General features: G+C 70.2%; 16 protein-coding genes. 9 read left to right on the top strand and 7 right to left on the bottom strand.

Annotated elements, in window-relative coordinates:
* Nucleotides 1-40: 40 nt before the first annotated feature.
* The 6 genes from Q0Z83_RS51200 to Q0Z83_RS51225 are packed head-to-tail and all read left to right on the top strand — an operon-like array spanning nt 41 to nt 7450.
* Complete coding sequence (locus Q0Z83_RS51200) at nt 41-1741, top strand: putative Ig domain-containing protein (RefSeq protein ID WP_317790823.1); 1701 nt, start codon at nt 41-43, stop codon at nt 1739-1741.
* On the top strand, nt 1738-2391 hold the full coding sequence (locus Q0Z83_RS51205; protein WP_317790824.1) for a PulJ/GspJ family protein: 654 nt from the start codon (nt 1738-1740) through the stop codon (nt 2389-2391). The genes Q0Z83_RS51200 and Q0Z83_RS51205 overlap by 4 nt, the downstream gene beginning before the upstream one ends.
* A complete protein-coding gene (locus Q0Z83_RS51210; protein WP_317790825.1) occupies nt 2388-3902 on the top strand; it encodes a ricin-type beta-trefoil lectin domain protein in 1515 nt (504 codons plus the stop codon). Before Q0Z83_RS51205 ends, Q0Z83_RS51210 begins: the two co-directional genes overlap by 4 nt.
* Nucleotides 3892-5286, top strand: a complete 1395-nt coding sequence (locus tag Q0Z83_RS51215; RefSeq protein WP_317790826.1) for a putative Ig domain-containing protein — start codon at nt 3892-3894, stop codon at nt 5284-5286. Before Q0Z83_RS51210 ends, Q0Z83_RS51215 begins: the two co-directional genes overlap by 11 nt.
* Entirely contained in the window at nt 5283-5876 is a 594-nt protein-coding gene (locus Q0Z83_RS51220) for a prepilin-type N-terminal cleavage/methylation domain-containing protein (RefSeq protein WP_317790827.1), read from the top strand. The genes Q0Z83_RS51215 and Q0Z83_RS51220 overlap by 4 nt, the downstream gene beginning before the upstream one ends.
* Complete coding sequence (locus tag Q0Z83_RS51225) at nt 5873-7450, top strand: ricin-type beta-trefoil lectin domain protein (RefSeq protein WP_317790828.1); 1578 nt, start codon at nt 5873-5875, stop codon at nt 7448-7450. Before Q0Z83_RS51220 ends, Q0Z83_RS51225 begins: the two co-directional genes overlap by 4 nt.
* A gap of 6 nt (nt 7451-7456) precedes the next feature.
* On the opposite strand, the gene Q0Z83_RS51230 is transcribed toward Q0Z83_RS51225, so the two are convergent.
* Nucleotides 7457-8311 carry a hypothetical protein gene (locus tag Q0Z83_RS51230; RefSeq protein ID WP_317790829.1) on the bottom strand — a complete coding sequence of 285 codons (855 nt, stop codon included), beginning with the start codon at nt 8309-8311 and terminating at the stop codon, nt 7457-7459.
* Entirely contained in the window at nt 8308-8808 is a 501-nt protein-coding gene (locus tag Q0Z83_RS51235; RefSeq protein WP_317790830.1) for a SigE family RNA polymerase sigma factor, read from the bottom strand. The genes Q0Z83_RS51230 and Q0Z83_RS51235 overlap by 4 nt, the downstream gene beginning before the upstream one ends.
* Before the next feature lie 145 nt (nt 8809-8953).
* Between Q0Z83_RS51235 and Q0Z83_RS51240 the strand changes: the two genes are divergently transcribed.
* Nucleotides 8954-9724, top strand: coding sequence for a sulfite exporter TauE/SafE family protein (locus Q0Z83_RS51240; RefSeq protein WP_317790831.1), 771 nt, complete (start codon nt 8954-8956; stop codon nt 9722-9724).
* A 68-nt stretch (nt 9725-9792) separates the two neighbouring features.
* On the opposite strand, the gene Q0Z83_RS51245 is transcribed toward Q0Z83_RS51240, so the two are convergent.
* Nucleotides 9793-12231 (bottom strand): glycogen/starch/alpha-glucan phosphorylase, encoded by a 2439-nt coding sequence (locus tag Q0Z83_RS51245; RefSeq protein ID WP_317790832.1) that lies wholly within the window; start codon nt 12229-12231, stop codon nt 9793-9795.
* A 130-nt stretch (nt 12232-12361) separates the two neighbouring features.
* On the opposite strand from Q0Z83_RS51245, the gene Q0Z83_RS51250 reads away from it, so the two are divergent.
* On the top strand, nt 12362-13012 hold the full coding sequence (locus Q0Z83_RS51250; protein ID WP_317797360.1) for a 4'-phosphopantetheinyl transferase family protein: 651 nt from the start codon (nt 12362-12364) through the stop codon (nt 13010-13012).
* 7 nt (nt 13013-13019) lie between these two features.
* Here the strand turns inward: Q0Z83_RS51250 and Q0Z83_RS51255 are convergent, their stop codons facing one another.
* Complete coding sequence (locus Q0Z83_RS51255) at nt 13020-17252, bottom strand: AAA family ATPase (protein WP_317790833.1); 4233 nt, start codon at nt 17250-17252, stop codon at nt 13020-13022.
* A 381-nt stretch (nt 17253-17633) separates the two neighbouring features.
* Between Q0Z83_RS51255 and Q0Z83_RS51260 the strand changes: the two genes are divergently transcribed.
* Nucleotides 17634-19094, top strand: a complete 1461-nt coding sequence (locus tag Q0Z83_RS51260) for a glycosyltransferase family 39 protein (RefSeq protein WP_317790834.1) — start codon at nt 17634-17636, stop codon at nt 19092-19094.
* Nucleotides 19095-19116: 22 nt separating this feature from the next.
* Here Q0Z83_RS51260 and Q0Z83_RS51265 read toward each other — a convergent pair whose 3' ends face one another.
* The 3 genes from Q0Z83_RS51265 to Q0Z83_RS56025 all read right to left on the bottom strand — a co-directional run bounded on the left by Q0Z83_RS51265 (nt 19117) and on the right by Q0Z83_RS56025 (nt 23032).
* Nucleotides 19117-20292: a CynX/NimT family MFS transporter gene (locus tag Q0Z83_RS51265; RefSeq protein WP_317790835.1), complete on the bottom strand. Its 1176-nt coding sequence runs from the start codon at nt 20290-20292 to the stop codon at nt 19117-19119.
* A gap of 46 nt (nt 20293-20338) precedes the next feature.
* Nucleotides 20339-21169: a siderophore-interacting protein gene (locus Q0Z83_RS51270; protein WP_317790836.1), complete on the bottom strand. Its 831-nt coding sequence runs from the start codon at nt 21167-21169 to the stop codon at nt 20339-20341.
* Between the two features lie 420 nt (nt 21170-21589).
* Nucleotides 21590-23032: a hypothetical protein gene (locus Q0Z83_RS56025; RefSeq protein ID WP_378079024.1), complete on the bottom strand. Its 1443-nt coding sequence runs from the start codon at nt 23030-23032 to the stop codon at nt 21590-21592.
* Nucleotides 23033-23175 lie beyond the last annotated feature (143 nt).

A 23175-nucleotide genomic window follows, 5' to 3' on the forward strand; every position in this document is an offset into this window, starting at 1 on the left:
CGCTGTGCCGATTCTCTGGAAGAGCACAGCTGGGAGTGAGATGCGACGGGAAGAAGACGAGGGCTTCACCATCGTCGAACTCATTGTCGCCTTGGCGGTTTTGAGTGTCGCCATGGCGGGCCTGGGTATGTTCTTCGTGGACGGCACGACAGCCGTTTCACAGCAGCGCGACGAGCGGCAGGCGTCCCAGGTGGCGGCCACCGCGCTGGAGCAGATCCGGGCGCTGGAGGCCAAGGCGCTGCTGGTCGGGCGGGGCAAGGACACCGTGACGACGCAGTGGAAGGCCGCCTCCGACACCAGTCCCTTCAAGGAGCGGCTCAAGCCGTACCTGAAGAGCATGAAGATGGAGTGGTCGGCCGACGCCGACGCGGCGGCCGGTGACGATGCGGCCATCCCCACCAAGACCAAGTCGGTGACGGTGGGTGGCATCACCTTCGAGCAGTCGATCTTCGTGGGTGGCTGTGAGGTCTACTTCATGACGACCGACGACTGCGTCGACCCGTCGACCAGCACCAAACGGCCCGCCGACGCGACCACGATCCTGCAGTACTTCCGGGTCGTCGTGCTGGAGACGTGGCCGCACAAGAGCTGCCCGGAGACCGGGGGGCGCTGCGCGTACATCGCCTCGACCCTGGTGTCCCGGGTCGCCGAGCCGGTCTTCGACGTCAAGCGCCCGTCGCCGGTCGTCCGGAACCTGACGCTCAACCCGGTGCCGGTCTTCTACAACGGCGTCACCATGGCCACCCCGTTCCAGTTCAAGGCCACCGGTGGCACGCTGCCGAACACCTGGGTCTTCACCGGCCTGCCGCCCGGCATCACCGGGTCGACGGACGGCCAGCTCAGCGGGACGGCCACGAAGGTCGGGACCTATTCCGGCGGCACCGCGAAGGTCACCGACAAGGCCGGCCGCTCGGACACCCTGAGCAGCATCACGTACCGGGTGGTGGACCCGCCGACGATCACCCTCGCGTCGGCTCCGCGGACCCACGTCGGCGAGGCCGCGACCATCCAGCCGACCGCCGCCGGCGGTGACCTGACCGGCAGCCCCAAGTACACGTTCAGCGCGACCGGGCTCCCGGCCGAGATGACCATCAACACCGGCACCGGGGCGATCACCGGCAACGCGATCGCCACCTACACGGCGGTCATCCGGGTCACCGACATCAACGGCGCCTTCGCCGAGGTCACCTACACCCACAACGTCCACCCGGACCTGACCCTGGTGAAGCCGGCCGACCAGCAGGTCAACTCCGGCACCTCGGTCAACGCCACGGTGTCGGCCTCGGGCGGCTACGGCACCTACACCTACGCGGCCACCGACCTGCCCACCGGCGTCACGATCAACACCACCACCGGCAAGATCACCGGTGTCGCGCTCATCCCCGGCCGCTACCTGCCGACGGTCAGTGTGACCGACGCACTGGGCCTGACGAAGAGTGACCGGTTCGCGCTGGTCATCGCGAATCCGGCGGCCCTGGGCTTCACCTCACCGACTACGGAGATGACCTCGGCCCTGAACCAGGCGGTGACGGTGCCTGTCACCACCAACGCCACGGCTCTCGGCAACAAGGCCACCACGGTCACGGCGGTCGGGTTGCCGCCGGGCCTCACCTACAACACCGGCAAGGACACCATCAGCGGTACGCCGACGAAGGCCGGCACCTACCTGGTGACCCTGACCGCGGTCAGTGTGACCCCGGCCCAGACCGCGATCACCACGTTCGTCTGGACCATCGCATGAAACTGATCAGAAGGGGGAAGCGGGTGCGGCGGCGCGGCGATGAGGGCTACTCCCTCGTGGAAGTCCTGGTGGCGGCGAGCCTGATGTCCGTGGTGATGGCCGTGTCGGTGACCGCCGTCCTGCAGATCTACTCGAGCGTCAACCGCACCGAGGAGACGGTGTCGGTCCGCGACGCCATCGACGTCAGCTTCCGACGGCTCGACCGAGAGCTGCGGTACGCGACGTGGGTCTCCGACGCCAAGGCGGTGAACGGCCGCTGGTACCTGGAGTACGCGCTGCCGGTCAACCAGAAACTCGAATCCCCGTGCCGGCAGATCAAGCTCGACAACGGGGTGCTCACCCTGGCGTCGTGGACGTTGCCGTCTTCCACCCCGGCCAATCCGTTCATCATCGCCTCCGGCGTGACCGCGGACACCACCAAGGGGCCGGTCGAGCTCTACGCACCGGGCGCCAAGCCGTACGCCTCGGCCGCGGTCGGCACCTCCGGGGTGGGCTCGACGTTCGAGACGCAGTACCAGCAGATCCGGCTCAGGTTCGCGGTCAAGGTCGGCAAGGTCTCCCTGCCCTTCGACAGCGTCTTCACCGCTCAGAACATCGCCCGTGGATCGTCGTCGTTCAACGACTGCAGCAAGGGAAGGCCGACCACATGATGACCACGCTCCGCTTCTCCCGCGACGATCGCGGATCGCTGCCGATGGCGATGATGATCGTGACAGTCGGCGTCGTCATGGCGGCCATGATGCTGCCGGTGGTCGTCCAGCAGATCAAGACCACCCGCGGCATCGTCGACCGCAACACCGCTCTCAACGGTGCGCAGGTCGGCCTGGACGTGGTGATGGCACGGGTCCGGGCGGCCTCCGTCGACCTCGACGGTGACGGCCAGATGGAGGGCCAGCTCGAAGACATGCCGAAGTGCGACATCAAGGGCGACGCGGGGGTCGACAGCACCGGCGAGAAACTCAACTACTGGGTGACGATCGAGTACTACAACCAGGAGAACAAGAAGCTCGACTGTCCGCTCATCGAGGTGCCGGCCACTGCCAAGGTGACGTCCAGAGGGCTGTCGCCGAAGGCCACCGCCGCCGACGATGTGGACGGGGCTCGCAAGCTGACCGCCACCTATGTCTTCTCCACCAGTAACACCAACATCCCGGGCGGCGCGATCCGGATCGCCGCGACCACGACCGGCAGCCTGTGCTTCGACGCCGGCTCGTCGAAGCCGACGGCCGGTACCGCCCTGGTGGCCAAGGTCTGCAACGGCTCCAGTAGCCAGCAGTTCGGCTACACGCAGGACCTGTACCTCAAGCTGATCAACTCGGAGAACGGGACCAACAACAACCTAGGCATGTGCCTCACGCCGGAGAAGACCGCGCACGCCAACAACGTCGCCGTGGTCTTCCAGAAGTGCCCGGACGTGACCCGGTCCACCGAATACCAGTGGAGCCTGGACGGCAGCAGCCAGTTCCACTCGACCAGCACCAAGTCGGCGATCGAGAGCTACTGCATCAACCTGAAGGCCGCCAACACGATCGGCACCCCGATCCTGCTCAACTCCTGCTCGGGCAACACCTCGCTGGTGATCTGGCGGTCCGACCCGGGTGTCGGCGCCGGCATGGCCGGTGACTCCACCAACCAGCTCGTCAACTATGCCCAGTTCAGCCGCTGCCTCGACGTGACCAGCAAGAACACCGGCTCGTCGTACATGATCGCGTGGTTCTGCAAGCAGAGCCCGGCCGCCGCGGTCGACTGGAACCAGATCTGGACGCACCCGATCCCGGTCGCCCCCGAATACAAGAAGACCGGCCCGATCGCGGTCAGCTCGAACAACACCGACTTCTTCTGCCTGAAGTCGCCGCACAGCACGTCCTCGACCATCTACGTCACGACGGTGGCCTGTAACCCGAAGTCCACGACGCTGGCCGACAACCTGATGTGGACCGTCTACCACGCCACCGACAACTACGCCTCCAGCTACCGGATCATGGACAGCAAGGGCAACTGCCTGCAGCCGACCGACCTCAACGCCGCCGTCAAGGACACCCACAGCGACGGCACGAGCAAGGTGAAGGTGGAGAAGTGCAGCAGCTCCGAGCTGCAGAAGTGGAACGCGCCCGCGAACATCAGCAAGTTGACGCCGATCACCGACGTCAATGAGGAGTAACGAGGCTCCGGACTCGGGCTTCACCCTGGTGGAGACCATGGTGGCGATCGCCGTCGTCCTGGTGGTGACGGCGTCGCTCACCGGGCTGTTCGTCGCGACGAGCCGGCTCGCGCATCTGCACGGCGACAAGCTGATCGCGATCCAGCTCGCCGACGACGCCATGGAACGGGTGCACGCTCTGAAGGTCGCGGCCATCCTCACCGGCCGCGACCGGCAGAGCGTCACCGACCAGTGGGCCGCACCGCTGGACGCGGTCGGCCCGATGCTCGACAGCGCCCTCACCGACGTCGCCTACGACACCGACGCCGCCTCCGGGGCCGGCGCCACCGCGAAGCTCCCGACCACCCCGCTGGAGCAGACCCTCAACGGGCTGACCTACCGGCAGCACTTCTACATCGGCGGGTGTGTCCGGCCGAGCGCGGACGCCTCCGAGTGCATCGCCGCCTCGGCCGCCGCCGGGCAGAGCAACCTCATCCCGTTCTACCGGGTCATCGTCGCGGTGACCTGGCCCGGCCGGCTCTGCCCGGGTGACTTCTGCACGTACGTCAGCTCGTCGCTGATCGGCAGCAAGACCGAGGAACCGGTCTTCAACACCAACAGCAGCGCCGGCGTGCTGACCCTGACCACCGAGATGGACGCCGTCGTCTACGACGACGTCACGCTGCCGGTGTCGCTGAGCTTCGCGGCCGCCGGCGGCGAGGGCGACCGCAACTGGTCGGCCCTGGACCTGCCGCCCGGCGTCTCGATCAACGCGACCACCGGCACGGTCAGCGGCACGCCGACCACGGCCGGCACCTATCCGACCCGGGTCGTCGTCACCGACATCTACGACCAGCAGGACTACGTCGCCTGGAGCTGGCAGATCAAGGCGTTGCCGGTGATCAGCACCAGCAACACCAGCGCGTCGACGATCAAGGGCGGGGTCGCGTACACCAAGACCTTCGCGGCGACCGGCGGCTCCCCGGCGCTCGTCTGGACGGCGACCGGTCTGCCGCCCGGCCTCACCATGGCCTCGGCCACCGGCATCGTCTCCGGCACCCCGACCGCGGTCGGTACCTGGACCTCGACGGTCACCGTCACCGACCTTCACCAGCAGGCGGCGTCCAAGACGTTCACCTTCACGGCCGCGTCCCTGTCGCTGAGCGTCGCCGCACAGACCTTCACGATGGGTACGGCCACCACGGTCACGATCGCGGCGGCCGGCGGTGTCCAGCCGTACGCCTACACCGCGACCAACCTGCCCACCGGGCTGACCATGGACGCTGCGACCGGCGTGGTCAGCGGAACCCCGTCCAAGGCCGGCAGCTGGACCGTCGTGGTCACGGTGACCGACGCGGTCGGCGGCACGATCACCAAGAACGCCACCTGGAAGGTGACGGGATGAAGCGGCGCGACGACAGTGGTTTCACCCTGGCCGAGCTGATCGTCGCGACGTCGCTGATGGGGGTGGTCACCGCGGTGACCACCGTCGCGATCGTGCAGATCTACCGGTCGTACAACTCGATCGACGCCGAGATCGAGGCGCAGACGCAGGTCACCGCCGCGTTCCGGACCCTGGACCAGGAGATCCGGTACGCCCGGAGCATCAGCGACCCGGCGACCGTGGACGGCGACTTCTACGTCGAGTACCTGGTCAACCTGGACGACGTGGACACCTGCGTGGAGCTGCGGCTGCGCCCGTCGACAAGCGAGCTGCAGCGCCGCCAGTGGGTCAAGACCGGTGCGCTGGCCCCGACCGGCTGGACCACGCTGGCGTCGCTGACCACCTCGGCGCAGCCGTTCACGGTCACCCCGGCCGACGCCAACGCCCTGGACGCCTTCCGCTACCAGCGGCTGCGGGTCTTCTTCACGGCGAAGGTCGGTTCCGGCGAGGCCTCGTCCAGCCGGGTCACCGACATCACGTTCACCGCGCTCAACGCGACCGCCGACGACAATTCGGGCACCTGCACCGAGGCCAGGGGAGTGAGCTCATGAGGTCCTGGCGCCGACGTGGGGACGACGGGTCGCTCCCCATCGCCGTTCTGATCACGCTCGTCGGCGTCAGCCTGAGCGCCATGCTCACCTCGATGGTGATCAACGCGATCAGCGACTCCAACCTCCAGGCCCGCCGGGTGCTGGCGCTGCACGCCGCGCAGGCCGGGCTGGACGTCGGGCTCGCCCAGGTGCGTGGCGCGGTCAAGACCAACGCCATCACCGGCGCCGAGGAGGGCGATCGGTCCGAGCTGCCGTGCAGCCCGCTCACCGGTACCGTCGGAGCGGGCAACGCGTCGTCGTACACCGTCTCGGTCGACTATTACCGCACTGATCCGCAGGGCAAGGACGCCGGCTGGCTCCACGACAACGCGATCTCCTGCGCCACCGTCAACGGGCCGCAGTACGTCCCGGCGTACGCCCGGTTCACCGCGGTCGGCAAGGCGGTCACCGGCGGTCGTACCCTGACCCGCACGCTGAGCGGCACCTACGTGCTGCACACCACGAACGCCAACATCTACGGCGGGCTCATCCACGCGTACCGGACCAGCGGCAGTGTCAAGGACTACTGCATCGCGGCCACCTCGGGCGACCCGTCCGCCTCGGAGGTCACCATGCAGCTGTGCAGCCCCGGCGCGGTGTCGCAGACCTGGGCGTACACCGACAATCTGCAGATCGTGCTGGTCGCCTCGCAAAAACCGTCCCGGCCGCTCGGCATGTGCCTGGAAGCGGGCACCACCCACGTCACCGGCAACCGGGTCACCGTGCAGCCGTGCCAGGGCTCCAAACCCTCGATGTACCGGCAGCAGTGGAGCTTCAACGGTTCCGCCGAGTTCGTCGGCTCCGAACTGACCGCCGGCACCAACACCGACGGCTCCTGCTTCTACCGGGAGACCGACGGCGCGGCGGACAGCCTGCTCCTGCTGATCGTCAACTCGTCGGCCTGCAACACCAGCTCGGTCAACGCCCGCCGCTGGTCGCCCGACGCCGCGGTCGGCGCCGGTATGGCCGCCTCCCCGGCCGGGCAGGCCGTCGGCCAGCTGGTCAACTACAACCAGTTCGGCCGGTGCCTCGACGTCACTGAGAAGAACGTCAACTTCGGGCACCTGATCGCCTGGCCGTGCAAGCAGAACCCGAACCCGGCGAACGTCGAATGGAACCAGCGGTACAGCCTGCCCGCGCTCGACTCGTCGAAGGCCGGGACCGCCGACAACCACGCCACCGGGACGATCACCACCAACAACGGCACCGTCTACTGCCTGACCAGTCCGTTCTCGACGGCGGTGGGTCAGTACGTGCAGACCAAGACCTGCACGGGCGGTATCAACCAGAAATGGACCGTCTACGGCGAGACGAACAAGTACGCCAGCAGCTACCAGATCGTCGACAGCAGCGGGCGGTACTGCCTTCAGCCGCGTGACCCGAAGTCGGCCAACCCGGACTACTACCAGCCGAACACCTACAAGATCAGCAAGATCTACGTCGCCGAGTGCGACGGCTCCACCCTCCAGAAGTGGAACGCCGACCAGAACGTCATCGCCGCCCTGGCCCTGAAGGACGTCAAGGAGACGAACTGAAGCCGCTCAGTTCGTCGGGAAGAAGTTGCCGTAGACGTCGAGCGCGGAGCCGCCCGCGGTGGCGATCGCCTCATAGGTGTCGCCGCCGGCGTTGCGCCCGCCCGAGGGATGGGTGTACTTGGCGGTGAACGTGTAGGTCCCCGGGGCCAGTCGGTCGGCCGACGAGAGCGTGAACCGGTAGAGCAACGCGCCGGCCTCCTCGGTGACCGTGGTGCTGACGCTGCCGCCGGGGACCTGCTTGGTGCCGCCCCGCGACACCAGCCCGTCGGTACGCGCCACCCGGATCACCACCTCCAGAGCGGTCAGCTCCTCGGTGGTCTTCAGCGTCACGACGCTCGCGCCCTGGGTGTCGCCGCTGTCCGGATCGACCGAGCCGTCCGACCAGAGCGGGCCCTGGCTGACCCGGGTGAAACCGGGCTGCCCCTTGGTGAGCGACGGCGACGGGGTGGCGGCCGACGTCGTCCGACTCGGGGTGGGCCGGCCGGCCGGCGACTCGGCCGGACTGCCGGTGGCCGGGAGGGACGGCGCGATGCTGACCGGATCGGTGGAGACCGGGCTCGCCGTGGTCGTCGCCGGGGCGACCGACGGCACCGGAATGGCCTCGTCCCGATCGTCGGCACCGGCCAGCGCCCACGTGCCGACTCCGCCCCCGCCGAAAACGGTCACGACGGCGGCGACCACGGCGGCCACCCGGACCCGGGGACCGCGCCGGCCGCCCGGCAGGACCGCCCGTCGGCGGCCGTGGCCGGTGTCCTGCATCGCGGCCAGGGTGATCCGGTCCAGCATGGCGTCGCGGTCCGGGCGGTGCCGGTCCGCCTCGGCCCGGAGCGCCGCCCGGAGCCGGTCGTCGGAGGGCCTCATCGTGCCGCCTCCCAGCCGTCGATGCGGACGTCGTCCCCCAATAATCCGGCGAGTTGCCGCGCACCGCGCGAGGTCGAGCTCTTCACCGCGCCGACGGAGATGCCGAGGATCGCCGCGACCTCACGTTCCGGCAGGTCGAAGGCGTAGCGCAGGACCACGCAGGCGCGTCGGCGATGCGGGAGCCGGCGTAGCGCCCCGCGGACGTCCAGGACGGCCGACACGTCGGTGTCCCGGCCGCGGCGCAGCGACTCGAACGACAGCAGACGTTCCCGGCTGCGGCGGCGTACCCAGTTGCGGGCCAGGTTCATCACGATGCCATGACCGTAGGCCACCGGGTCGTCGGCCTCGGTGACCCGGTCCCAGTGCCGCCACACCTCGGTCAGCGCGTCCGCGGCCAGGTCGTCGGCGACCTCGGACTCGCCGGTCATCAGGTACGCCAGACGCGACATCGAGGCATGATGCCGCTCGAAATACGCGTGGAAGGCATCGTCGCGCAACCGGCACACACCTCCTTGTTCCCATCAGACCGGACCACGGCAGAGAGCAGACCGGACGACGTTAGAGATCAGGTCGGGTCCGGGGCAAGGGCTGTTCGGCCGGTGAGACGCGGATATCAGCACCGCATGGTCTACCTTCTCGATCATGGAAATAGGGATTGCCGGGCTCCTGGCCGGTTTCCTCATCTCGATCGTGACCGCGCCGGTGGGTGTCTCCGGCGCGGTCTTCCTGCTGCCCGTCCAGCTCAGCGTCCTGCACGTGCCCAACCCCGCGGTCACCCCGACGAACCTGCTCTACAACGTGGTGGCCGGCCCCGGTGCGCTGCTGCGTTACCTGCGGCAGGGCGGATTCGACAGGCCGCTGACCCGGCTGCTGATCGCCGGCACCCTGCCCGGTGTGGTGCTCGGCGCGTTCCTGCGGGTGTTCGCGCTGCCCGGCCCGCGGGTGTTCCGGCTGGTCGTGGCGGCGGTGCTACTGCCGCTCGGGGTCTGGCTGTGCCTGCGCGCGGTCCGGCCCGCCCCGGTCGCCCGCCGACGGCGTGACCTGCCGATCGTCTGGCTCGGGCTGGGTGTCGGTACGGTCGGTGGAATCTACGGCATCGGCGGCGGCTCGATCCTCGGCCCGATCCTGGCCGGCAGCGGCATCCCGATGGCCACGGTCGCACCGGCCGCACTGGCGTCCACGTTCGTGACGTCGATCGCGGGCGCCGGCACGTACGGTCTGATCGCCCTCACCACCGACGGCGGCGAGATCGCCCCGCACTGGACGCTCGGCCTGCTCTGCGGTCTCGGCGGCCTGATCGGCGGTTACCTGGGCGCCCGGCTCCAGCGGCACTTCCCGGAGGCGGCGCTGCGTTTCCTACTGGGTGCCCTGGCCGTGGCCCTGGGCGTCGTCTACCTGTTCCAGGCCGCCTGAAAGCGGCGGGTCGTGAGGTCTGTCGAGGCCGCCCCGGAACAGCCCGCACGACCGGCCGCCTGGATTTCTCAGGCCGGCGGTGCGACCGGAATTGGGGACACCCGCCAGATCCGGGCCGCGTAGTCGGCGACCGTACGGTCCGAGCTGAAGAAACCACTGTGCGCGGTGTTCAGGATCGACATCCGCGTCCAGCGGGCCGGATCACGCCAGGTCTTCTCCACGTGTTCCTGGCACTCCAGATAGGAACGGAAGTCGGCCAGCGTCAGATACTCGTCCCAGTCGAGCAGGCTGCCCGCCACCCGGCGGCCGACGTCACCGAAGACACCCGAGGTGAGGGTGTCGATCGCGGCCCGCAACTCCTCGTCCCGGTCGTAGAAGTGCCGCGGGTGGTATCCGTTGATCCGGGCCTGGGCGGCCTCGTAGGCGTCCATGCCGAAGAGGAAGAAGTTGTCCTCACCGACCCGGGCGCGGATCTCGATGTTCGCGCCGTCCAGGGTGCCGATGGTGACGGCGCCGTTCAGGGCCAGCTTCATGTTGCCGGTGCCGGACGCCTCCTTGCCGGCCAGCGAGATCTGCTCGGACAGGTCGGCGGCCGGGACGATCCGCTCGGCGAGCGTCACGTTGTAGTTGGACGGGAAGACCACCTTGAGGTACGGCGACGCCACCGGATCCGCCTCGATCCGGTGCGCGACCGTGGCGATGAGCTGAATGATGTCCTTCGCCGCGTGGTAGGCGGGCGCGGCCTTGCCGGCGAACAGCACCGTGCGCGGCACCCAGTCGGCCGCCGGGTTCTGCCGGATCCGCTGGTAGAGCGTGATGACGTGGAGCAGCTTGAGCTGCTGCCGCTTGTACTCGTGGAACCGCTTGATCATCACGTCGGTGAGCGAGTCGGGGTCACCCACGGCCAGGTCGACCTTGTTGGCCCGCTTGATCGCCTGCCAGCGCTCCCGGAACGAGCCGTCGTCCGCGAGCCGCTCCAGCCCGGCGAGTCTCTCCAGGTCACGCAGCCAGCCGTCGTCGCCGAGACCCTCGGTGATCAGATCGGACAGTCGCGGGTTCGCCAGCTTGACGAACCGCCGGGGCGAGACGCCGTTCGTCACGTTCTGGAACTTGGCCGGCCACAGGGCGGCGAAGTCGTCCAGCACCGTCTCGCGCAACAGCTTCGAGTGCAACTCGGCCACACCGTTGACGGCCTCGGTGCCGACCACCGCGAGGTGCGCCATCCGGACCCGGCGCTCCGGCTCCTCCTGAATGATCGACATCCGGCGCAGGCGGTCGTGGTCGCCGGGGAACCGGGCCTCCACCTCACGCAGGAACAGCATGTTGATCAGGTAGATGATCTCCAGGTGCCGGGGGAGGAGCTTCTCGAACATCCGGACCGGCCACGTCTCCAGGGCCTCCGGCAGAAGCGTGTGGCAGGTGTACGCGAAGGTCCGCCGGGTGATCTCCCAGGCCTTCGCCCACTCCACCTCGTACTCGTCGACGAGCAGCCGCATCAGCTCGGGGATCGCGATCGTCGGATGGGTGTCGTTGAGCTGGATGACGGTCTTGTCGGCGAACGTGTCCCAGCCCTCGTTACGCAGCCGGAACCGGCGCACGATGTCCCGCAGCGAGCACGAGACCAGGAAGTACTGCTGCTTGAGGCGCAGCTCCCGGCCCAGTTCGGTGCTGTCGTCGGGGTAGAGGACCTTGCTGATGTTCTCGGCGCGGACCGCCTCCTGCACGGCCTCCGCATACTGCCCGGCGGAGAACCGGCTCAGGTCGAACGAGGCTTCGCTGGCCTTCGCGCTCCACAGCCGGACGATGTTCACGGTCTCGGTGCCGTAGCCGGGGACCAGCATGTGGCTGGGCTCGCCGAGCACGATCTCACCGGGCACCCAGGTCTTGCGGGTCTCCGAACCGGGAATCGGCTCGGTGTGCCCGTAGAAGCCGACGGTCTGCCTGTCGTCGGGCGCCGGGAACTCCCACGGGTTGCCCTGGAACGCCCAGTCGTCGGGCAGCTCGGTCTGTCCGTTCTCGGTGATGATCTGACGGAAGATGCCCAGGTCGTAGCGGATGCCGTAGCCGACCGCGGGGATGTCCCGGGTGGCCAGCGAGTCGACCAGGCAGGCGGCGAGACGGCCCAGGCCGCCGTTACCGAGGCCCGGCTCGACGTCCAGGTCCTCCAGGTCCTCCAGGCTGAAGCCGAGCGCCTTGACCGCCTCCGCGGCCAGCTCACCGGTGCTGGAGTAGAGCAGATTCTGTTCGAGCTGCGCGCCCAGCAGATACTCCGCGGAGAGGTAGTACACCCAGCGCGGATTGCTGGCGAACTGTGCCGCGGCGGTCCGGGCCCGGCGCTCGGCGAGATGGTCGCGCACGGTCTGGGAGAGAGCCTCGTACGCGTCCCGTGCGCTCGCCGACTCCACTGTCGTACCGCGCCGGTAATAGAGGTTGCTCAACAGGTCCTGCTGGAACTCATCGGTGGTCCTGCCCAGTTTGCGTAGACCGATGCCCTGTCGAAGATCCATGCCGCCATTGTGCCTTCCAGAGGTTTCAGAACACCCCTCTTCGAGCTAACGACCAGAGCGTCCCCTTTACGACAGGAAGTCAGGTCCGGGCAGCATGCCGGCCGGTCACCGCCGGGTGGGACACTTCCGTGTGCTCCACGATCTGCTGCCCCCCTCCGTGATCACCGCCGAGGCGTTCACCGACGACCCGGACGAGCCGTGCTTCCCCGGTGAGGAAGACCTGGTGGCGAGGGCCGTCGACGGCCGACGCCGGGAGTTCGTGACCGCCCGCCGCTGCGCCCGCGAAGCCCTGGCCCGGCTCGGATTCGCCCCGGCGCCGATCCGTCCCGGCCCCCGCCGCGAACCGATCTGGCCGGACGGGGTGGTCGGCAGCATCACCCACTGCGCCGGTTACCGGGCCGCCGCCGTCGCCCGTGTCGCCGATGTGACCAGCCTGGGCATCGACGCCGAGACGCACGCCCCGCTGCCGCCCCGGGTGTTTCCGGCGGTGACCACACCCGACGATCGGGAGCACCTGGCCCACCTCGCCGAAGAGGACCCGGCGGTGCACTGGGGCCGGCTGCTGTTCTCCGCGAAGGAGTCCGTCTACAAAGCATGGTTCCCGGTGACCCGGCGCTGGCTCGGCTTCGAGGACGCGAGCCTCACCATCGACCGGGAACGGGGCACGTTCGCCGCCCGGATCCACATCGCATCACCCTGGCCGGCCCTGCACGGGCGGTGGCAGGTGTCCGGCGGGCTCGTGCTCACGGCGGTGACCGTTGCGCCGGGCGCCGAATCGTAGGGGCGCGTCACTGACGAAACCGTCGACAAGGCTCCGGGAGCGGCTGGGCGTCGTTTCGGCTCAGTGCGGTGGCGATGCCGCAGAGCCGGCGGCCCGCCACCGCCGGGTCCAGCGGCCACACCGACACCAGCGAATCGAACGATCCACTCACCAGCAGGCCGCCGTCCGGGGCGAAGGCCAGCGCCCTTACCACGCCGATGTGCCCACGCAGGGTGGCGGTCCGCGCCCGGGTCGCGGTGTCCCACAGATGGATCGGCCCACTCCGGTCACCGACCGCCAGCGTGCGCCCGTCCGGCGAGAACGCCACCCGGTCGATCTGGTCGCCCTGCTCCGCGGTGGTCCACAGCGATACGGCCCCGTCCCCGCTGCGCACGTCGACGAACCGGTTCGTCCCGGTCACCGCCATCGACCGGCCGTCCGGCGCGACCACCAGATCCAGCGGCTGGTAGCCGCCCAGCGGGTGGGGCTCGCCGACCGGGGTCAGGTCGGCCACCCGCCAGGACCGCAGGACACCGGAGAACCCGGCGTCCGCTCGCGCGACGCTGCTCCGGGTCACCCCGGCGTGCAGCACCGACCCGTCCGCGGAGAAGGCGAGTGCGTACGTCGACTCGTTCCTCTCCTCGTCCGGCTTCTCCAGCGCGATCGTGCCGCGCATCCGGCGGGCCGCCACGTCGTACACCCGGATCTCGCCCGACAGCCAGGCGTCGCTCTCCCCGAGGCAGGTGAACAGGGCGACCGCGAGCAGCCGGCCGTCCCGGGAGACGGCCAGGTCACCGGTGCACCGGCTCAGATCCACCGAGTCGTGCCGTCTACCGGTCTCGTCCCACAGCTCCAGGGTCCGCGCGGCGGTGACCAGTGCGAGCAGGTCGTCCGTCGCGTACACCAGGCCGCTCACCGGTCCGGCCGGGCGGAACGAACCGGTCCGCTCCCGGGTGGCGGTGTCCCACACCCGAACCGTCCCGTCCTGGCCGCCGGCCGCGATCCGCCGCCCGTCCGGGGAGAACACCGCGCCGTACACCTCGCCGTCGGTGTTCAGTGCATTCACCAACCGCCTGTGCACCACGGACGGCCCGGTCGGCGCGGTCACCACCACCACCTGCCCGTTCGCCGAGGCGGCGGCCGCGCCGTAGGAGGACAGGCCGGTACGCATGGTGCTCTGCGTCGCGTTGCTGAGCGACCACAGGTCGACGTTGCGCAGCGCGGCCGCGGCGATGATCATGCCGTCACCGGTGACCGCGAACGGTGCCGGCGGCGCGCTCGTGTGATCGGACGGCGTGATGTCCCGGAGCTTGCGGCCGGTGGCGGGCTCCCACTGCTTGAGCCGGCTGTGCCCGCTCGTGCCCGGCTCGTTCGTGATCAGCGAGCCGTCCGGGGCGAAGGCGAGAAACGCCGGGCCGGTCAGCGACATCGTCCGTGCACCGTCGCCGATCCGCCTGACCTCGGCCCGGGCATCCGCCCCGGCGGTCGCGACATACTTCCCGTCCCGGCTCACCGACAGTGACATCACACCGTCGCCACCGGCCGCCATGGTGCGGATCGACCGGCCGGTCACCGCGTCCCAGAAACCCAGATCCCGCGCCCCATCGGTACGGGTGGACACGACCGTGGTGGTGCCGGGCAGCCAGCCGACCGCCCCGTAGGCCGGAAGCGCACGGATCAGCTCGCCGGTCGTCGCGTCCCAGATCCGCACGCCGTCCGGCACGATCGCGCCGGACGCGAGATAGCGGCCGTCCGAGGAGAACTGCACCGAGTTGACCCAGACCTTGTCCAGGTTCTCCGGCGGTGCCGGATAGGTCAGCGGCGGGCCGACCTCGGTGAGCGTCGCGGTGTCCCAGAGCCGGACCACACCCTTGTCGTCGCCGATCGCGATCCGCGACCCGTCCGGGCTGACCGCGGCCGAGTTGCCGCCCGGAACCGTGCCCAGGTGCCCGGCGAACCGCACCATCTGGGCGGAGAGCAGCGCGCCCCGGGCCTCCACGGTCGGCTCCTCGCCCCACGCGGCCAGCGCCCGACGGACCGCGGCCGGCTCGTCGTGGTCCAGCAGGGCGAGGGCCTCGGCGGCGTACTGGCGGGAGCGGGCGTCCCGACCGGCCGCACCGGCGGTGCGCTGCCCCTGCACCGCGACCAGACCGCCGCCGACCGCCAGCAGCAGCGCCACGGCCAGGCCGGCGACCATCCGGCGCAACCGGCGGGTGGCCCGCTCCCGCGCCCGCTGCTCCCGCTCGGCGGCCGCGTCACCGGCCGCCAGGTACTCCCCGACCAGCGGCGGTACGCCGTCACCGGTCGGCACCCGGTCCCGGGCGGCGAGCAGGCGGGAACCACGGGGCAGCAGGTCGGGGTCGCGGCCGGACCGGTCCCAGTCGCGGGCCGCCTCGATCACCGACTGGCGTAGCAGCAGGTCCTCGCGAGCCTCGGCGACCCAGCCGGCCAGCCGGGGCCAGCTGGTCAGCAGCGCCTCGTGGCTGATCTCCACGGTGTCCGTGCCGACCGTGACGAGCCGGGCCCGGACCAGGCGGCGCAGCACCCGCGAGTCGCTCGCGGCCCGCTCACCCCGGCGGCGTGCGGCGGTGCCGTCGGCGGTGACCACGACCAGCGCGAGCAGCGCGTCCCGCAGCCGGTCCCGATCCTCCGGCGGCAGATCCAGATAGATGCCCTCGGCGGTCTCGGCGATCGCGTGCCGGATGCCGCCGGTGGCCCGGTAGGCGGCCACCGTCAGCCGGATCCCCTCGCGCCGGTCCCAGGTGGCGCGCAGCGCGTGGGCGAGCAGCGGCAGCGCCCCCGGCTCGTAGCCGTCCCGCCCGTCCGCGCCCAGGTCGTGCAGCAGCAGGTCGGGCAGGCCGGGCTCGACGGTGAGGCCGGCGTGCTCGGCCGGTTCGACGACGGCCCGTCGGATCGCGTCGGCGTCCAACGCGCCGAGGACGACGTGCCCGGCGGCGAGGATCCGGGCCAGTGGGGGCAGCGCGGCGCAGTCCCGGTAGAAGTCGGACCGGACCGCGATCACCACGAGCGCGGGCGCCGCCGAGGCCAGCGCGGACGCGTAGGCGAGCCGCTCCGCCGGGTCCGGGCACTGGGTGAACAGCTCCTCGAACTGGTCGATCACGATGACCGGGCGGCGACCGGCGGCGGCCGCCTCCGCGGCGAGCACACCCAGCCGGTGCGGCTCGGCACGAACCGCCTTGAGCAGGTCATCGTGCGGCACCTCGTGATCCGGCCCGGTCCGGTCGCGGCGCCGGGTCGCGGTCAGCGCATGCAGCCGGGTCACCAGGTCGGCCAGCGGGGACGGGCCGGGACTGGTCAGCACCCACGCCCAGGAGGTCGGCTCGTCACCGAGCGCCCCGGCCCCGAGTGCGGGCAGCAGACCGGCCCGCAGCAGCGACGACTTGCCGGCGCCGGACACCCCGGTGACGATCAGCGGCAGGCCGCCGACCGCCTGCTCGGCGAGCCGGCTGAGCAGCTGCGCGATCTGCGTCTCCCGGCCACGGAAGCGGGGCGCGTCCTCCGGCTGGAAACTGACCAGACCGGGGTACGGCGGAACGACTCCGCCGGGAATGTCGGCGGGCACCTCGTCTCCGGTCGGCAATTGCTCCCGGGTCACCTCGGCCAGGTGCCGCCGGACCTGCTCCAGCTGTCGGCTCAGCGCCAGGCTCTGCACGGCGAACTGCCGGCGCAGGTCGTCGACGCTCTGCCGAACCTCGTCGATCATCCAGCCGAGCTCGCCGACGCCCATCCCGAGTTCCCGGAACGCCGCCTCCAGCAGGTGCCGCAGCTCCTCGTCGGTGTTCGCCGCCTCGGTGATCGCGGCGCCGACCGCGTCCACCTCGCGCAGCACCCGGGAGACCTCCTCGTGCAGGGCCCGACCCCGCTCGTCGGCGGCCGCGAGCCGGGGCAGCAGGTCGGCGGCGATCGCGTCACGCCACTGTTCCTCGCTCCAGCCGGCCGCCTCCGGGTCCTGCGCGCGCAGCCGTTTCGCGGTCTCGTTCAGGGTGTCGGCGAGGTAGTTGCCACCCAGCCCGCCGAGCTGATCGAGCGCGACGGCGAAGGCGTCGGACGCACCGAGCCCGGCGCCGGCGACCGGGGCGACCGCCGAGGCGGTGAGAAAGGCGAGGATGGCGTACGGGCTGGCCGAGCGCAGTCCGGACCGGGTACGCCGGCCGGCCGCCCGGACCCAGGAGCGCACGCCGGCCCGGGCCCGCTGGATCGCGGCCGGCCGTTCGGGCTCACTCGGTCGGGGCTCGGTCAACACTCCTCCGTGGACATCGACGGAAGTCGCCGGACTCATGATGGCACCGGCGATCCACGGGATGACCCGCCCGAATCGGTGGGACTTTCGGCCCGGGTCGTGGCGCGGCTTCCGTGGGCCAATGGAGGTATGACCACCACGACCGTTTCGGAACAGCCGCCCAAGGTCGAGCCGGACCGCCGTTATCCGACACCCACCGGGGAGCCGTGCCCGTACGCGCTGCGTGCGGACGGGACGGTCGAGGGGGACGGGGCGTGCCGTGGGTGTGGCACGTGCCTCCTGGGGGCGGGCTGGTCGAGTTGACATTGGCGGACGGTGGGCGGCAGCCCGTACGGTGAACGGGTGGTCGATGCACTGAGTGGCACTGTGGACACGCAGCGTATGGAATCCGCCCGTCGGCCGTACGCCTGGTGGCCTGTCGGCCTGATCGCGTCAGCCGCCGTGCTACTGCTTCTGATCACCGCCGACGACTACGACTACCACCGCGACGAGTTGTACTTCCGGATCCTCGGCGAACACCCGCAATGGGGTTACGCCGACCAGCCGCCGTTCACACCGATGCTGGTCCGGCTCGGGATCGAGATGTTCGGCGACAACCTGTGGGCGATCCGGGTGCCGGCCGCCGCTCTGCTCGGGCTCACCGCGCTGGTGGTGGCGGCCATCGCCCGCGAGACAGGCGGCGGGACGGCCGCCCAGGCGCTCGCCGCGTCCGCCGTGTTCGGGGTCTTCCCGTTGTCGTCGGCGCACGTCACCTCGACCGCCACGCCCGACCTGCTGGTCTGGGCCGGTGTGCTGTTCTTCGTGGTCCGGGCGTTGCTCTGGGACCGCCCGTGGGCGTGGGTCGGCGCTGGGATCATGGCCGGGCTCGGCCTGTGGAACAAGCATCTCGTGGTCCTGCTCCTGGTCTGCCTGGCGGCGGGTCTGCTGCTGGCCGGGCCGCGGTCGGCGCTGCGGTCCCGACACGTCTGGTACGGCGTGGCCGCCGCACTGGTGATCGGCGCGCCGAACCTGATCTACCAGGTGCTGAACGGGTTCCCGCAGGCCGAGATGGCGGCGGCGATCGCGGAGAACAAGGGTGACGAGTCCCGGGTGATGCTGCTGCCGCTCCAGTTCGCGTTCCTGGCACTGCCTCCGGTGTGGATCGCCGGGCTGGTCGTGCTGGTACGCGATCCGAGGTTGCGGCGGCTGCGGGCGCTGGCGGTGGCGTACCCTCTGATGCTCGTCGTGGTGTTGATCTCGGCCGGGCAGCCCTACTACACCGTCGGGTTGCTGCTCGGGCTGTATGCGATCGGCGCGGTCGCGGTGGCCCGCTGGGCGACCGGCCGGCGTGGCCGTCAGACGCTGGTCGCCGGAGCGGCGGTGGTCATGTCGGCGGCCGCGGTGGTGTCGTCGCTGCCGGTGATCCCGGAGGAGGACCTGGCCGGGACGCTGCCGGCCGAGGTGAACCAGACGATCGCCGATCAGGTCGGCTGGCGGGACTACGTGTGGCAGATCGGCACCGTGTGGGCCGGGCTGTCGGCGGCCGACCAGGCCCGGTCCGTGCTGTTCACCGGCAATTACGGCGAGGCCGGGGCCCTCGATCGGTACGGTCCGTCACTGCGGTTGCCGGAGGTGTACAGCGGGCACAACACGCTGCACGACTACGGCCCGCCGCCGGACGCCAAGAAGATCGTGATCGCGGTGGTGGAGACGCCGCCCGAAGGGCTCGGGACCTGCACGGCCAAGACGACCCTGCGCAACTCGGCCGGCGTCGAGAACGAGGAGGTCGGCATCCCGGTCTACGTGTGCCGGATGGACCGCCCGTGGTCGCTGGTCTGGCCGGAGCTCCAGCACTACGACTAGGTGTTCCGACCACAGGCGTCGGTCAGATCTGGCGGTTTCGGCCCGCGGCCATGCCTGCGATGATCTGCGGGATCATCAGGGCGACCATCAGGGCCAGCGGGACCCGCCAGCCGCCGGAGGCGTCGTGCAGGGCGCCGATCAGGATCGGTCCCGGGATCGCGAACAGGTAGCCGATGCTCTGCGCGAACGCCGACAACTGCACCACCGTCGCGGGTGTCCGGCCGCGGAGCGCGATCATCGTGAGGGCCAGCGGGAACGCGGCGTTGACGACGCCGAGCAGGACCGCCCACACCCACGGCGCGGCGGCCGGATCGGCCCACAGCCCGGCCCAGCCGGCGATGCCGAACAGGCCGAGCACGAGGGCGATGCCGCTCTGGGAGCGGAGACGGCCGGCATACGACGACAGCACGAACGACAGCGGCACGCCGAGCAGGGAGGTGACCGCGAACAGGACACCGGCCAGGGCGGGGGACAGGCCCGCGTCGCGGTAGATCTCCGGGAGCCAGCCGATGATCACGTAGGCCGAGGTGGACTGCATGCCGAAGTACACGGCCAGGGCCCACGCCACCGGGTGGCGGCTCACCCGTACCGCGGAAGGGGTGTCGGAAGCGGTCGCGGTCTCGCGCGTGCGGGCCATCAGCAACCACGGGGGAAGGGCGAGCAGCGCGGCGAGGGACCAGCAGGCCAGGCCGAGCCGCCAGTCGCCGTCGAAGGCGCCGGTGATCGGCACGGTCGCGGCGGCGGCCGTGGTGGCGCCGATGTTGAGCGCCACCGAATAGAGGCCGGTGACGGTGCCCACCCGGTCCGGGAAGCGGTCCTTGACGATCGACGGCAGCAGCACGTTGACCAGCGCGATCCCGGCCAAGGCGACCGCGCTGAACAGCAGGAACAGCGCGGGGCCGCCGGCATACGGCCGAATCGTCAAGCCGACCGCCAGGAGCAGCAGGCCGCCGAGGACGACACGCGCGGAGCCGAACCGGCGGGCGAGGCGGGGCGCCGCGAGACCGATCGAGGCGAAACACAGCACGGGTACGGACGTGAGCAGCCCGGCCACGGTGGCGCTCATCCCCAGCCCGGCCCGGATCTCGGTGAGAACCGGGCCGATGCTGGTGACCGCGAGCCGCAGGTTGACCGCGGCGAGCAGCAGCGCCGTCAGCGCGAACAGCCCACCGGCCCGGGGCCTTGCCTGGATCACCACGCCATCAGGGTATCGGGTGACCGGCGTAACACTCCTTACAAGGTCGTCACGCGGCGGCGGCCGGCTCCTGCTCGCGCTCGACCTGTTCGTTCCACTCCCGCTTGCTGGACTGCCAGCCGTCCTCGTTCATCCCGCGCCGCCAGTAGCCGGAGATGGACAACTGGGACATCGGGATGCCGTGCTCGACCCGCAGGAAGCGGCGCAGGTCACGGACGAAACCGGCCTCGCCGTGCACGAACGCCTGCATCCGCCCGGCCGGGAACTCCAGACCGCGGACCGCGTCGACGAGCGACTCGCCGGCGTCCCGATGCAGCCAGGTGATCTCCGCGTCGGCCAGGGTCTCGATCTTCTGCTCCTCGGCGGGCCCGGCGACCTCGACGAACGCCCGCACCTTGGCGCCCTCGGGCATCCGCTCCAGGGCGGCGCTGATCGCGGGCAGTGCGCTCTCGTCACCGGCGAGCAGGTGCCAGTCGGCGGTGTCGTCGGGCGCGTAGCCGCCGCCCGGCCCCATGAACCGGATCACGTCGCCGGGCTGGGCCGCGGCCGCCCACGGGCCGGCGATGCCCTCGTCGCCGTGCACCACGAAGTCGACCCACATCTCGCCCGCCTCGGGCAGCCACTTACGCACCGTGTAGGTCCGGACGACGGGCCACGCCTCACGCGGCAGCGTCTCCCGGATGACACCCTGGTCGAACGGCTCCGGATAGGTGATCCCGGGCAGCGGAAACAGCACCTTGATGTAGTGGTCGGTGAACTGCCCGGCCTCGATCCGGGTCAGAGCGTCACCGCCGATCACGACACGCACCATGTGCGGGGTCAGCTGCTCCACGCGGGTGACCACACCCTCGTGGGCCGGTCGCGCGGGTCTGTTCGCCATGGACTGCACCTCACTGCCGGAAACGAGAACTGCCGGAAACGGGAACTGCCGATACTGCCGGTGAAAACGGATCTCGGCAGGTAAGGCTACCCTTATTTTGGCCGTTCTACCCGTCCGCCCCCGCTTTCCTGAAATTTCTCACCCGGTGGCTGATTTCCGCGGCGGTTCGGTGGATACGCAGCATAGAAGGCATCCGTCGGGGTCAGCGGACCGTCTCCGCAATCTGATCCTTCGGCCTTTGTGAGCTCATCCGGTACGGCCACGACTCGCCAGAAGCAACTACGCCGTCCCGCCTGTTCCGGGGCGACGGGGCTGCCCACTCCGACCGAAACGCCGCCGCCGGGCTGTTGCGGTGGTCCGGAACGCGAACGGCGGGCCGGACCGAGGTCCTGCCCGCCGTTCGGTGTTCGTGGCGCGGGGTCAGCGCCAGGTGTTGCGCGGCCGGCTCCGCAGCATGGCCGCTATCAGCAGGCCGATCAGGACCAGTACGGCGCCGCCGCCGATCCAGGCCAGGTTGCTGCTGATCAGGGTCGTCTGGCCGGCCTTGGCGGGCGGTTCGGCGACCGTGTCGGTGGTGTTCTCCGGCTCGTCGGGGGCGCCGTCACCCGGGTCGGCGGCCAGACCGGGACCGTCGGTCGGCTCGGGCTCGGAGTCGTACTCCGGCTCGACCGCCTGGGTGGTCTTCTTGGTCGTCGCCGGCTTGGTGGCGGTCTCCTCCGACTGGGAAGGTTCTTCAGAGTTTTCAGATTCCGCAGATTCGGACTTCGTCGAAGCCGGGGTCCTGGTCGGCGTCGGGGTCGCCTTGGTGGTGTTCCCCTTGGTGCCGGCCTCCGCCTCGTCGTCACTGTCCGTGGTGGTCGTGGTGTTGCGCGGAGTCGCGGTGACCACGGTGCTGTTCGGCTTCGCGGTCGCGGGCTTGGTGGCCGGCGTCGTCGGGGTCACCTCACCACTGTTGGTGTCGTTGCCCCCGTTGTCGTTCCCGCCGTTGTTGTTGCCCCCGCCGTTGTCGTTCCCGCCGTTGTCGCCACCCTGGTTGCCGCCGTTGTCGCCGCCACCCTGGTTGCCGCCCTGGTCACCGCCGCCGTTGTTGCCGCCTTGGTCACCGCCGCCGTTGTTGTTCCCGCCCTGGTTACCACCGTTGTTCCCGCCGTTGTTCGCGGCGCGGGCGATGACCCGGACGGAGTCGAGAGCGGGAGTCTGGTTGGCGCGCTCCATCATCGGGATCCGGTGCGAACCGTCACCGGCCCACGAGGAGCACTGGAACTCGCCCTCCTGGGGCAGCCCCGGCACCTGGATCGTGACGGTGTCCGGGTCGGCGCCACCCCGGCTGTCCTCGGTGGCCACGAAGAACGCCGGCACCGGCGCGGACTCGGGCGCCTCGTCGTCGTTGTTCAGGATCCGGCAGGCGGTGTGGAAGTGACCGCGGACCAGGCCGTTCTGCAGGACGCTGGACTCCACGTAGTAACCGCCCTGGCCGGCCGCGAGGAAGCGGTCCCGGATCAGGTTGCGGGTGCTGATCCGCAGCTGGAACGGCGTGTTGACGGCGACCTCGTCCGGCGCCTCGGTGATCAGCAGCGTGGGGTTGTTGGCGGCGACGCCCACCTCACCGAACTCGGTGGAGACGCACCGGTTGCCCTTCTGGAAGCCGTCGTGCGCCTCCAGGTCACTGTCCACGCAGGTGTCGGTGAGGATCGTCAGGTTGTTGCCGACGACCTTTCCGGCCCCGCTCTCACCGGCTTTGGTACTGGCGGCGGGCGTGTCCGCGGCGTTGGCGAACTGGGTGAAACCGATCACCCCGCCGATGGCGGTGATCACGGCGCCGGCGGCCAACAGCCGGGTACGTCGTTGCCCCGAGCTTCGCATGACGAGACCTTCTTTTCCCGATTCCCGGTCAATGACGGCGCCGGTTCCCGGCGCCGACCGACCAGACGTTAAGGGCGCGTCTCACAGAAAGCAATTCCGGAACCGGGTTCGCCGATTTCTTATGGCCGCCTTAAAGAAAATAT

This window comes from Actinoplanes sichuanensis, assembly GCF_033097365.1.
Taxonomy (GTDB): Bacteria; Actinomycetota; Actinomycetes; order Mycobacteriales; family Micromonosporaceae; genus Actinoplanes; species Actinoplanes sichuanensis.